Annotated in this window: 9 protein-coding genes; 6 read left to right on the forward strand and 3 right to left on the reverse strand. The window is 49.8% G+C overall.

Annotation, left to right across the window (positions count from 1 at the left end; all coding sequences use genetic code 11):
- Window positions 1-7: 7 nt before the first annotated feature.
- From Pan161_RS01055 to Pan161_RS01070, 5 genes are all read left to right on the forward strand, one after another.
- On the forward strand, window positions 8-2,425 hold the full coding sequence (locus Pan161_RS01055) for a GAF domain-containing protein (RefSeq protein ID WP_145223766.1): 2,418 nt from the start codon (window positions 8-10) through the stop codon (window positions 2,423-2,425).
- 40 nt (window positions 2,426-2,465) lie between these two features.
- The gene (locus Pan161_RS01060; protein ID WP_145223767.1) at window positions 2,466-2,924 is read left to right on the forward strand and encodes a hypothetical protein; all 459 of its coding nucleotides are present in this window, start codon (window positions 2,466-2,468) and stop codon (window positions 2,922-2,924) included.
- Window positions 2,925-4,163: 1,239 nt separating this feature from the next.
- On the forward strand, window positions 4,164-4,391 hold the full coding sequence (locus Pan161_RS30360) for a hypothetical protein (RefSeq protein WP_197995630.1): 228 nt from the start codon (window positions 4,164-4,166) through the stop codon (window positions 4,389-4,391).
- Window positions 4,392-5,379: 988 nt separating this feature from the next.
- Entirely contained in the window at window positions 5,380-7,200 is a 1,821-nt protein-coding gene (locus tag Pan161_RS01065; protein WP_232103578.1) for a GspE/PulE family protein, read from the forward strand.
- A gap of 85 nt (window positions 7,201-7,285) precedes the next feature.
- Window positions 7,286-7,948 (forward strand): CvpA family protein, encoded by a 663-nt coding sequence (locus Pan161_RS01070; RefSeq protein ID WP_145223768.1) that lies wholly within the window; start codon window positions 7,286-7,288, stop codon window positions 7,946-7,948.
- Between the two features lie 24 nt (window positions 7,949-7,972).
- Here Pan161_RS01070 and rdgB read toward each other — a convergent pair whose 3' ends face one another.
- A complete protein-coding gene (gene rdgB, locus Pan161_RS01075) occupies window positions 7,973-8,593 on the reverse strand; it encodes an RdgB/HAM1 family non-canonical purine NTP pyrophosphatase (protein WP_145223769.1) in 621 nt (206 codons plus the stop codon).
- 147 nt (window positions 8,594-8,740) lie between these two features.
- Entirely contained in the window at window positions 8,741-9,811 is a 1,071-nt protein-coding gene (locus Pan161_RS01080) for a hypothetical protein (protein ID WP_145223770.1), read from the reverse strand.
- A gap of 339 nt (window positions 9,812-10,150) precedes the next feature.
- On the opposite strand from Pan161_RS01080, the gene Pan161_RS01085 reads away from it, so the two are divergent.
- Window positions 10,151-10,846 carry a metallophosphoesterase family protein gene (locus Pan161_RS01085; protein WP_145223771.1) on the forward strand — a complete coding sequence of 232 codons (696 nt, stop codon included), beginning with the start codon at window positions 10,151-10,153 and terminating at the stop codon, window positions 10,844-10,846.
- Window positions 10,847-10,862: 16 nt separating this feature from the next.
- Here the strand turns inward: Pan161_RS01085 and Pan161_RS01090 are convergent, their stop codons facing one another.
- Window positions 10,863-12,287: a class II fumarate hydratase gene (locus Pan161_RS01090; protein ID WP_145223772.1), complete on the reverse strand. Its 1,425-nt coding sequence runs from the start codon at window positions 12,285-12,287 to the stop codon at window positions 10,863-10,865.
- Window positions 12,288-12,401 lie beyond the last annotated feature (114 nt).

The raw sequence follows: 12,401 nt of genomic DNA on the forward strand, positions 1-12,401 counted from the left end.
TGTGATCATGCCGACAATTGATACTGATTATCTTGATAGTAGTCATTCATGGAATGACGGCTTGGAGTTTGTTCGAGAAGCAATGCAGCAGATCGCCCGCTCGCATCTTAAGGCGAAACTGTCCGAAGACAAAAGGGTGCTTCTTAATGATGAGGTGTTAGAAACTCTCAGGCAAGACTACCTTCAAGCTGCTCAGGAAATTCGTCCTGTTTTTGCGATGTTCCAGCATGATCCCACAATTCAAGGGTTACTTGATGATCTTCTGGAGGTGGGGGGGAAATGTCATATTACGCGAATACGGTATTACCACTACTCGGAGACGGATCTGGACGGAGAACTGGTGATTGTTGATTCTGCCGGATACGATTCAGAAACAGCCAGTCAACTACGAATCGGACCGCTAGTCAGATTCCGTAGTTCTCGTCCGTTGACTTCAGCAGACTCATTTTGGTGCTTTGCTTTGGGGGTTCCAACTTTTTTTGAAATTCAAGAACACGCGTCTGACAGGCTGGCCCCGGTGCTTTACCCGGGGTGTTTTCCTTTAATCAGAACCCCTGTTGATCAATGTGAAAAGCATCTTGCCGGTACGAAAGCGCGGCAATGGTTAGATATACCTCTGCAATACAGTGGAAGGACATGCGGTAAGCTCAGTTGTGATTTTGATGCCCCAACTACCAAAATGGTTGATTTAAGAAATGATTTGATTCATTTTTGGTGTCAGGCACAACAAGTCACACCCTACCTGGATGCACTCTATCAGAATCAGTTTACAGATCCACTGGCTGAAGTATTCTCCGATTTACAGGATTGCCGGTCGATTAATGAGTTGTTCAACTACTGTACGTCAAAACTTCCGCATTTATTTGACTGCGCGCATGCCAGCATTTTTACATTGTCAAAGGATACTTTTGGGGCAGCCAGGCTTGTGCTCCGAAAGACATCCTATGTTCCGAGTTCAAATTATGAGAATACATGTTGTTATGATGTGAGTGATGATTCTCTCACTGCGTGGGTTGCCCGTAACAATATGGCGTTACGGTTGCATAACCTGGAAGATGATCAGGATCGCGAACAGCAGCTGTCTGCATATCGTACTTTTGATGGGAGGCTTCATTGGCGAAATCGATTAGTAGACAGTTCCGATCACAGTAGTTATCTGGCTGTTCCGATTACGATTGATGTGAAAACGGTCGGAGGGGTTTTACGATTTACTGAAAAGAATGAAGGGAAGATAAAATATTTTTCCGAAAAAGATCAGGTTTTTCTGCAAAGAATTGCCAAAGAGGCCATCGGGCCACGATTGCAGTTCCTGCTCGCGTGTGAACAGAAAACAACGCTGTCTTTTGATGTGTTACAGGAAGCAAATGCGCTACTGGTTGAGGAGACAAGTCCTAAATTAAAGGATATCGGAAAAGCAGTGAGATCCATGCTGGAGACATTCTTTCCGGAAATGAATGGCAGGCAGAAATTGTATCTGTTAAATGTTTTGGAAGTTGATGGGAGTACGTTTCGCCACCATGAGATCGGCGGCTCGCTAAAGAATGACATGGTTGAAGACTGCTTATATCCGCTGGAAGGGTCCCTGACTGGTTATGTGCTTGGTGCCTTTAAGGAGAACAAGACTAATGAAGCAGTATTTATCAACGATTTTTCCAATGCGAAGGCTCGGGGGGCGATGATTGTTGTCTGTAATTCAGCAGTAACAGCATTGGCATGTCCTGTTATATTTCGGGGTAAACGATATGGCGTGATTGTTGTGAAATCGAGCCATCATGACTTATTTCTGGAAATTCATGGACGACTGCTTGAAGTGGTCGCAGCGGAAGCAGCCGCCATGTTTGCCAGACGGGATTACGAACTCCTGCGTAAGCTTGACATCCGCATGGAATCATGTACGGATCACACCAAATCGAAATTATCACCCTGGATGACGAAAGCCAGGGAGTTGTTTCACTCAAGTGAGAATCCCTCGATTGAAGAACTTGATCTGCAGGAAGTGGTTGGGTTGGCAATCAGAGAAGCTGGTGCCAAAGACGCCTGTCTGGAAGTCCCGAATATGAAGGTTAAAACATGTCGACAGACATTATCGTCTATTGTGTATGCGATATTGAGAGATATGTGCATTCGTCAACAGGAGAAAGGAGAAGTGATTTTCATAAAGGCCAGTGTCGAAGATAACTGGTTGCGTCTTGAAATCGGACAAAATGGCAATTTCAAGCCCCTTCTTCGAGCCTCTTTTGATGCTGCAGATACTGCTGAAAAACTGGTCGACAATGCAGGTGCTGTGAAGGATGACGATGGTATTACGATTTCGAGGATGCTCGCTTACTATCACCAGTTTTCTCACAGTCGTCGAGGATCAGTCTCGTTCAATAGATCTGGAGATGCCAAAAGTGAGCTTGTGATCAAATTGCCGTTGGGCTGACAAATCCATCTCGAGAACAAATTATGATGAGGATGAAATCATGACAGATTCACGGAGATCTGTACCTGAAGAATTGATCAAAGTTCTTGCATATTACAGGTGGTTGGCTAGATGTGAACTGGTGAGATACGCACAACACAGGTTAGATCATCATGACTGGTATGAGGCGGAAAAAGAACTGAATAAGCTGTTCAATAGTTTGGATGCAGAAGACTGGGAGTCGTTAAGCGGAACAGTTTATGGCTCTAAACTTCAAATTAATCAGCAGGCGATTGAGACACGTGCCTATTACAAGTGGGAAGCACGTTGCAGGGAATCACAAAATGGAGCAGGAACAGGTTCAGCTGAAAAAGACTGGTGTGAAGCTGTAATTGAAGAACGTCAGGCCGCGTTTGCTTCTCTGTTTTTACGTACTTGTTCATGTCGAAAAGAGACACACGTTCCTTCTGGCGAACGGGATGACGATCTTTTAGTAACTGCTCCAGCCGATATGTTGTGAGTATCGATCTCTTTCTGAATCGCTTTACATCTGTGAAGAGCGTTTTCTCATCGCTCTTCAATAATACAGGGGCGCAGTCTGACTCTGCATTAAGGAGAGCAGAAACACTCGGTTTAAAGATGAAATGGGTGTTTCTGCTTTTTCCATTGCATGCATTATTCCTTTGAATTCACAATCAGCAGGAAGTCTCCAGCGTAACTGCGCCATCTCTTTATGAAATAAATAGAGTGGTCCATCCCTGCCATCGCAATCAGTATGAACTGGAGCGATTGAGCACGAACGATGAATCAGGATGCTTTCAACTGGGCACGTTGAGAATTTCGATAGAGCTCCTGTGCAAGGCGTTGGCGCTGGTCCAGCACCTCTAGAGCGCGGATGCAGATTTCGAGTTGTTGCCTGGTCGTATCAAGTTGAAGCTGAAAAGCGAATCTTGTATCTCGCAGGGACTGGGGAGCAACAGGTATTGAACGGGCTTGCATCATTCTTTCCTTTCGATTTAGATGTGACAATCTTTCAAAGTTATAGCTGAAACATTTCTATCAGTATAAGTGATCCCTGGATAATGTGAATCAGTTAGTTGAGAGATGAGTTCAGATTCTGCGAGCCATTGCAGGGACTGAAATCAGAATTCAGTTTCTGCATCTGCTTTACTGAGCAAGATAATTTGAATGGAGGATCGTGAAGATTGAAATGCGATCAACCGGAACTGAAAAACGTTCGTTATTGCGAATATTTGCTAAAGAACGCTTGATGAACACTATAGTCATGATTGCATGAATCCGTGCTTTCCATATTCGAATTCAAAACACCGTTTTGTCGTAAAGATGGACGAAAATCGGAATATCATTGAATGCCTCAACGGAACCCTACCCGGCAACTTCACGATTTCAAAACCAGCAACGAGGTTCTACCTGCCTCCCCCTTCCCACGTTTAATTTTTTAAAACCAGACAATAATCCTAGAAGTGCCTCACTGAAGCTCAAACACATTTTGAGGAATAATAAAGGTGTCCGGAATCAAAATTGTTTATGGTTCATTGCTAAGACCAGGCTGGTCGGAGTGTCACTGGTAATACTGCGGTCGTTTGCCCTGACAGTTTCCTGCTCGCTGTGCTCGGCCTGCATTGTTTTTGGGTTTACTCTTTGTCGACTTTCGTGTGGTTTCGTGTCTTTTCGTGGTAGAAAAATCGATTTCGAGAGGTTCATCGGTTCTCGTTGTGGTGTGATACTGGTGCGAACCGTGTCAGACGGATACGTGGGTTCCGTTCCTATGGCTGGGCAGGTTGGTGATCTGGAAACTGCTTGTGCGGTTTCTCTGACGGTTTCCTGTTGTCTGCGACAAACCCGGATTGCATCCGGGGCCATCCGTTTCTTTCACATGAGCCGTACGGCGTTAGCCGCGGTTTCTGCAGATCGGGAGACAACCGGAGCTAACGCTCTGCGGCTAATGGGGAATGTTCTACGGTGAATAGCGATGACACCTTTTGAACTTCCAGTGGTTCGAGATTTTCATCTGCGGGGCGTGGGAGCCGATCTTTATAATTTGTGGTAAATCACGACAGGGAACCGTGAGCACAATCACAGTCGGACAAGCCGAATGGATATAGGAATCCCGGTTCCGGGTGGTGCGTGGTAGCTGCGACCTCCTGCTCGCTGCGCTCGGCCCGAATTACATTCGGGTTTACCCTTGCGCTTTATGTGCAGGAGCTGGTTGACTGAGCCCTGTCGGGCAAGCCGACGGATGGCCTCGTGGTATAAGGGATGTTGAGTTATGTTCGTTGTTGTAGTGTTCAATCTGCTATTCAATCCGGGGTGTCTGGTGACTGTGATACCGTTGCATGGTGAACTATTTTCTATAGAGGCGTGGGGGCGTCAAGGGGGGATGAACCGAATCGGGTGGCGATCTGGGTTGATACCGGGACGATGCTGGTGTGAGCAGTGGCGTTGCCGGGGTGAAAGTCTGCGAAGTGCAGCGACCCGCAGGCATACATTACGAACGGGTGCGGTTTCAGGCAGTGCAAATCTGGAAAAAAGGGGCTCATTTGTAGTGAAGACCGGGAACAAATGCGTGGTGTTTCAGTGCACTGTAAACTGGGCACGCGCGCGACCCAAAAGAGCGCTTATCGCCAGCGGCGCGGCGGGGTCAAGTTCAGAATGCGCAGTATGACTTTATGATTCCCCCCTTTGTGTGCGGAATTTACACTTTCCCTTATGGGGGACTTACCGTTAAGATGTGTGGTATATACTTGTATTGTGTGAGCCGAAACAAATGGCACAGTTCGTACAAACCGCCGGGTAAAAGGGGGTTCACCGGGAGAAATCCCGAGAATGCCGTTTCTTCCGCGAGTGTTATCGATTAAATTCAACTCCTTGTATTATCTCATTTTATAGTGATCTTTGATCGGAATCCCGGTCGACCTGATTTGATTATCAGCCCAATTTTGAGGAACAACAGCGTGAAATCTATCTGGGCATATCTGTTCGTCTTTCTTTGCGTGGTGCTCTGTTCGATGGATCTCCCTGCGCAGACTGAACCGAATGGTGGCGATGGTGGTCAGGAACAGACCTCGCGTACTGTCACCGTTGCTGCTGCACAGGGTCAATATCCGCCGCTGCCGGTTCCCTTTTTTCGGGGGAATGACCCGCGGTATATGAACATGCAGGGCTTTTATTTCAGCCTGTGGAAGTTCATACCGGTCGTGCTGCTGTTTCTGTTGTGGGCAAAAACTTCGTACTGGGTGGATGATGACAGCCGCAGTTTGAAGTGTAATACGGAATTCTGGAGTTCGCTGATCCTGGTGGCGGGTGGACTGGGTTTTCTGTTTGTGTTCTGTATGCCCAGTTTTGCCTTTGGTTTTGTGGTACTGATGCTGACCTATGGGGGGCCTCTGGGTTTTTATATTCATGAGCGAAACGGGAAAGTTCCTGCTTCCAGCCGGGTGATGACACCCCAGCACATCCGGAATATGACCCTGCGATATCTGGCACAGATGGGGATTCGAGTTGGCGGCACAAAAACCCAGCAGTCAGCGATGGGACCTGATATCCGGTTTATCGGCAAATCTTCTACCGGTCGTGGCGATGACCCGACCAGTTCGCGGCGTGTCGAAAATTCGCGGGGTTTTCTGGCTGCGAAGGAACTGATGTACGATGCGATCATGCGTCGCGCAACGGACGTGCATCTGGAGCCAAAAGAAGACGAGTATGGAGTGCGTTTACGTATTGACGGGGTGATGTATCCCACTGAGGGCTTTGACCGGGGTGTTGGCGAAGCGGTATTGAATATCTGCAAAGTGCTGGGGGCAATGGACATTACCGAGAAACGGCGTCCGCAGGACGGGAGTTTCCGGGCGATCATGCCTGACCGGGAGATTGACTTTCGTCTGGCCAGTCAGGGAACGCGTTATGGCGAAAAGATGACTTTGCGTATTCTTGACCAGACAAATTCGATTGCCTCGCTGACCGAGCTGGGAATCCGCAAGCAGCTGGTCGACAAGCTGGGCGCGATCGTCAAACAACCGCATGGTCTGTTTTTATGCTGCGGTCCGACTGGTGCCGGTAAGTCAACGACGCTGTTTGCCGCGTTGCATGAGATTGACCCTTACCAGCGGAACATTATTACGATTGAAGATCCGGTCGAATACCGTATTGAAAACGTGTCGCAGATTGAGATTAACCAGAAAGCAGGTCAGACGTTTGCGGAGTCGTTAAGAAGTATTCTGCGTCAGGACCCGGACGTGGTGATGATCGGGGAAATTCGAGATGCGGAAACCGCGCGGATTGCCTGTCAGGCAGCGAATACCGGTCATATGGTGTTTTCGACGGTTCACGCGAATGATACGTTTACAGCCTTGTACCGTTTAATTGACCTGGAAGTGGAACCGTTCATGCTGGCCAGTTCGCTGTCGGCATTACTGGCGCAGCGGTTGGCGCGGCGGCTCTGTCCGGACTGTAAAGAGTCGTACCAGCCGAACCCGGAGTTTTTGAAGAAGGCCAATCTGCCTCCCGATAAAGTGAAGTCCTTTTTCCGGCAGCCTAAAAATCCGGAAGGGGTCTGCCCGACCTGTGGTGGCCTGGGATATAAGGGACGGATCAGTGTCGTCGAGCTGCTTGATTTTAACGAGCGGATGCGGGATATGATCCGGGATATGGCTAACATTTCTCAGTTGAAAGCACAGGCCCGGAAGAACGGGATGTTGTATATGAAAGAAGAAGGTTTGAGGCTGGTCGTCAAAGGAGTGACATCCATTGACGAATTACTGCGGGTTGTGAAGTGAGAAACATTGAATGAGCTTTTCATTGTGCCGTCGTATTCAACAATAGTTTTATTGATATTTTAGTTATTCATTCTGGACTTCAAACATGATTGACATCTTACTGCTGGCCATTCTGGGGATTGTCACCTGGTGTGTAGCCAGTGAAGGCGCCTGGGGAGCCGGTTTTATCTTTGTCTCAGTCCTGCTGGCAGGCCTGTTGGCGATGAACTTTTTTGAACCTCTGGCGACATTCCTGACCAATCATGTTGCGAATTCCAGTGCCTGGCAGCAGCGCTGGGACTGTATCGCTTTGATCGGGTTATTTGTGGGCTTCATTTTTCTGTTTCGAGAAGCAACCGTTCGGATAGCGCCCGCGTACATGCAGGTACATCCGCTGGTTCATGAAGTGGCCCGCTGGGGGTTTGCCGTGATGACCGGTTACATTGCGATGGCGTTTCTGCTGACCGCATTGCACACCACACCGCTGCCTCGTGAGTTTGCGGGATTTACTCCTGAGCGAAATAACTTTTTTGGCGTGATGGCGCCGGACCGGGAATGGCTGGGTTTCACGCAGTATGTCTCTGAAAAGTCCATGCGAAAAGGGGCGCTGGGGCATCTGTTTGACGGGCCGGAATACTCGTTCCCCCAGCAGGAAAATCAGGTCTGGCCTTCGTTTCCGATTCGCTATGCAACACGCAGAGGAGTGGGGGGCGTCGCGGGAGAGGCCGCGAAACCATTGAGCGAAGAGAAAGCAGACCGTTCTTTCTGAAAGAGATCTCCCCGAACACCGGAATTAACGCTGCTGACTTTGAAGCAGCCGAACCAGTCTGGGGATGAAGCGTTCAAACGCACGGGCACGATGGCTGAGGTGCTGTTTGACAATCGGTGCCAGTTCTCCAAACGTTTTATGCAGCTCGATGATTTCAAAATAAGGATCGTAGCCGAACCCGTTCTGTCCGCGCGCAGCGGCCGTCATCCGTCCCCGGCAGCGGGCCTCGACCTGCAGACAGATTTCCCCGCTGGGATCTGCCAATGCGACGTTGCAGATATAAGCGGCGGTTCGTTTTTCCAGCGGGACGTCCGTCAGTTCCTGCAGCATCTTCTGATTGTTTTTTTCATCGGTTGCATCTTCACCGCTGAAGCGTGCGGAATAGATTCCCGGTGCGCCATCGAGGGCATCGATCATGAGCCCGCTGTCTTCACCAATCGTCCAGTGTGAAAGGGTGCGCGCGGTCTGCGAAGCTTTTTTGGCTGCGTTCTCGCCGAATGTACTGCCATCTTCGATGACTTCTTCCGCTTCCGGGAAATCGGCCACGCTCTGAACCTGAATGCCATGTGGAGCTAACAACTCTGAAATTTCATTTGCTTTTTTCTGATTACGACTGGCCAGAACGATGATGGGATAGTGAGACATGGAACCGTTTTCAAAAGAGAGATCAGTCAAAGAATGTGAACGCGGGAAAGCGCGGCGCAAAAAAGCCTTCCCGAATTCTGGCACTTTATCAGGCCTGAATAGTGGAAGGAAGGCTACTGCGATGATTGATCGACTGGATCCGGAAGCTTATTTTGCGTTGGGAACCTGCATCAACAGAGGCTTGGGATCGAAGACCCAGGAAGCCAATGGTGGTGCGCCCGCTGAATTACCGGGAATGATGAAGTACTCGGATGTCATGGCCTCGACACCTGTTTCCGGGTGAGGCCTCATTTTCGAGCCAAACAGTTTGGCATAGGCTTCAATGCGGGGATCGTCGGGGGCATCGAAAGACCCGACGGTGACGATCGAGCGATATTTTTCATGCAGGACATAGGCATCAATGTCGGTTGCATTACCGGCAGGGAAACCATGTTTTTTCGCTTCACGTAAAGCCTTCGTTAAGAGCCAGGCATTTTGAGCGGCTTTGTCCAGGCTGTTACTGACAGCTTCTGATTCAGACGCATTAGTAAATCTTGAAGTGGCTGTTTCTGTGACTGAATTTCCATAAAACGAAGCAATGACCAGAGAGTACTTGCCTTTGTTATTCAGCAGAGAGTATTCGACGCCGGAGTTCAGTTTGGCGATCAGTGGATCCTGTTTTCGCTGGGCGACTTCCTGTGGCGAGAGCAGGGGGTTGATCGTGAGGAACGCGCCGCTCAACGGTCCGGGTTGACCGGGAGTTTTTTTGTAGACGCCATTTTCGGTAATGACTTCTGGTTGGAAGTGCTTAATGTATTTGAGCGTTTTCTGTGCGACTTCATCTTCGCTGTCAGAATAGTTTCCGGCGATCACCGAAATCATGGCGCGCTGGGCGGCATAGCTGCGTCGTTCTTCGCGCCCCAGACGGTCGAGCGTATTGAACCGCTGAATGACTGATTCCTGGCTGAAGGTGTAGGCCGGGATACCACGTTTACGAAGTTCGTAGACCAGTTCATCGGCTGCTTCCTGGGCACTCAAGCCTTTGGAACGCCTGCTTTCCGGAATGTCACGCAGACTGGCGACCATGATCATCCATGGTCCATGCCGTTTGGTCAGCTTGTATTTCTTACCTTTGACGGCTTCAATGCGTGCCTCTGCGACGGGCAGAAAACTGGTCGCGCAGACTGTCACGGCGATGGTAAAAATCAGACATAGTTTAAACAGTTGCATGGTCCGCATATCAGTATCCCTTCTGAACAGCGTCCGAACCGGATGGATTAAATTGAATGATTGAGGCTTTGTTTCCGGCTTCATCCTGAAGGGAAACAGTTGTCTAAAGTTTAGACGGGGGTCGTGATAATATTGAGCTGCCTCAGACATGCGGCGGGAGTCTAGCAGTTCTGCAAAAAGGAGTCCAGAGCTGATTTTTCCTGCTGGAATTCTGTCGCAGAGACGGGAAAAAGGAGCAGAATCGGCGTTGTCTGATAGAAATGGTTTCCCAGGCCTGGCGGCTTGTCTATAATCTAAGTAACTGTGGAATAATAAGATAACGGATTTGTTAATACTGGATGATGATGTATGCGTGTACTTGTGGTTTCCGATATCCATTCCAACTGGGTGGCGCTCTCTTCGATTCAGGAAGAGTTCGACTACTGCCTGTGCGTCGGGGATCTGGTCGACTACGGAACCGAACCGCTACCCTGTATTGAATGGATCAAAGCGCATGCCACTGCCTGTGTGCGGGGGAACCACGATCATGCCGTTGCTCAGAGGGTGGAAGCAAAAGGTTCTACCGGATTTCGCAAGCTGGCATGTGCAACGCGGCCGCTGCATTGGGAGTTGCTGGATCGTGTCAAAATGAAATACCTGGCGCGGTTACCGATCTCACAACAGATTACGATTGAAGGGGTCACCTTCTATCTGGTACACGGCACCCCCCGTGATCCTCTGGACGAGTATCTGGGGGATAACGAAGCGGCGTGGACAGCCCGCCTGCAGGGCATCAATGCGAGCTTCATCTGTGTGGGGCATACCCATATTCCGTTTCACCTGAATCTGGGTGACAAGCAGGTGATTAATCCCGGCAGCGTGGGACAGCCTCGGGACGGAGATCCGCGGATTTCTTACGCGATCGTTGAGGATGGCAAGGTGACGTTGAAACGTCAGGAATATGATATCCAGGCAGCCATTCGCCAGATGGAAACAGCGGGCCTGTCAGGAGAAACACTGGAGATGGCCTCCAGTGTACTCCTTAACGGCCGTATGACTTCCTGACGATCCACGCTGACTGTTAAGCATGTGGTTCCGTCATGCTCATTGGATCCAAAGCTTCTTTGAGTGTTTCCGCCGGCAGGATTTCCTGTTCGGTGCAGAGTTCTCGAATTGTCTTACCTGACTTGAACGCTTCTTTGGCTAATGCGGATGCTTTTTCATAGCCGATATGAGGGTTCAGACTGGTCACCATGGAGAGACTGTTTTCGACGGCTGCGTTGCAGGCTTCTTCGTTGGCTTCCATATTGTCTGAGCAGAGCCGCACGAACTCATTGCTGGAATTGGCCAGCAGGTGAATGCTTTCCAGTGCGGTAAATCCCATCACGGGCATCATGATATTCAGCTGGAACTGACCACCGGCTGCCCCGGACATGGTAATGGTCTGATCGTTGCCGATGACCCGGGTTGAGGCCTGCATCATGCTTTCACACATGACGGGATTCACTTTGCCGGGCATAATGGAACTGCCAGGCTGCAGGTCGGGAATCTTGACTTCATAAAATCCACAGCGGGGGCCTGAACCGAGCCAGCGGATATTGTTTGATACATTGAACAGTGTGGTGGCGATGGTTTTTAAGATGGCATGGCATTCTACCAGACCGTCCCGCTGCGCATTGGCTTCGAAATGGTCGGCAGCTTCGACAAAAGAGATGCCGGTCAGCTTCGCGAGTTCGGCACTCACGCGGTGACCGAATTCCGGATGAGTATTGATGCCGGAACCGACGGCGGTGCCCCCCACGGGTAATTCATAAACGGCAGCCGCTGCCTGATAGGCGCGTTCCACACTGAGTTCAAGCTGGCGGGCGAATCCACCAAATTCCTGTCCCAGTCTGAGTGGTGTGGCATCGGCCAGGTGGGTGCGGCCGATCTTGATGATCTGATCCCAGTCTTGGGCTTTCTGCGCCAGGCTGGCTGCCAGTTTTTCCAGTCCGGGAATCAGATGATTGTGAATGCTGGAGGCGACAGCGACATGGATGGCGGTGGGGAAGGTGTCGTTGGTGCTCTGTCCCATATTCACATGATCGTTGGGGTGGACGGACTTTTCCGGGGCAAAGCGGTCCTGTCCCAGAATTTCGATCGCGCGATTGCTGATGACTTCGTTCACGTTCATGTTACTCGAAGTTCCTGAGCCGGTCTGGTAAACGTCAATCGGAAACTGATCGTCGAATTTTCCATCGGCGACTTCGGTGGCAGCATCGATCAGCGCTTTGATCTGTTCGTCATTCAGCGGATTTTTTCCACTACCGGAGAGCTTTCCAATATCGCGGTTCGCATGTGCGGCGGCCAGCTTGACCTGCCCCATGGCATGAATCAGACTGGGAGGCAGGGTATTGCCGGAGATCTGAAAATTCTCAACGGCCCGCTGCGTCTGTGCACCGTAGTACGCTTCTGCTGGAACCTGTACTTCACCCATCGAATCACGTTCGGTTCGAAACCCCGACATGGTCTGTTTCCTGTCTCGTTTAAAGTTGTCAATTGTGAATGTAAAAAGAGCCGACTTTCAAGTAATGGGAAAGCCGGCTTCAATTCTAGCAAGTTGTCCTGTTTTCTCAATCGC

The organism is Gimesia algae, from assembly GCF_007746795.1.
In the GTDB taxonomy this organism is placed as follows: Bacteria; Planctomycetota; Planctomycetia; order Planctomycetales; family Planctomycetaceae; genus Gimesia; species Gimesia algae.

Coding starts and splice junctions, on each gene's coding strand:
- Pan161_RS01055 (WP_145223766.1), top strand. CDS start 8: ATGCCGACAATTGATACTGATTATCTTGATAGTAGTCATTCATGGAAT.
- Pan161_RS01060 (WP_145223767.1), top strand. CDS start 2,466: ATGACAGATTCACGGAGATCTGTACCTGAAGAATTGATCAAAGTTCTT.
- Pan161_RS01070 (WP_145223768.1), top strand. CDS start 7,286: ATGATTGACATCTTACTGCTGGCCATTCTGGGGATTGTCACCTGGTGT.
- rdgB (WP_145223769.1), bottom strand. CDS start 8,593: ATGTCTCACTATCCCATCATCGTTCTGGCCAGTCGTAATCAGAAAAAA.
- Pan161_RS01080 (WP_145223770.1), bottom strand. CDS start 9,811: ATGCGGACCATGCAACTGTTTAAACTATGTCTGATTTTTACCATCGCC.
- Pan161_RS01085 (WP_145223771.1), top strand. CDS start 10,151: ATGCGTGTACTTGTGGTTTCCGATATCCATTCCAACTGGGTGGCGCTC.
- Pan161_RS01090 (WP_145223772.1), bottom strand. CDS start 12,287: ATGTCGGGGTTTCGAACCGAACGTGATTCGATGGGTGAAGTACAGGTT.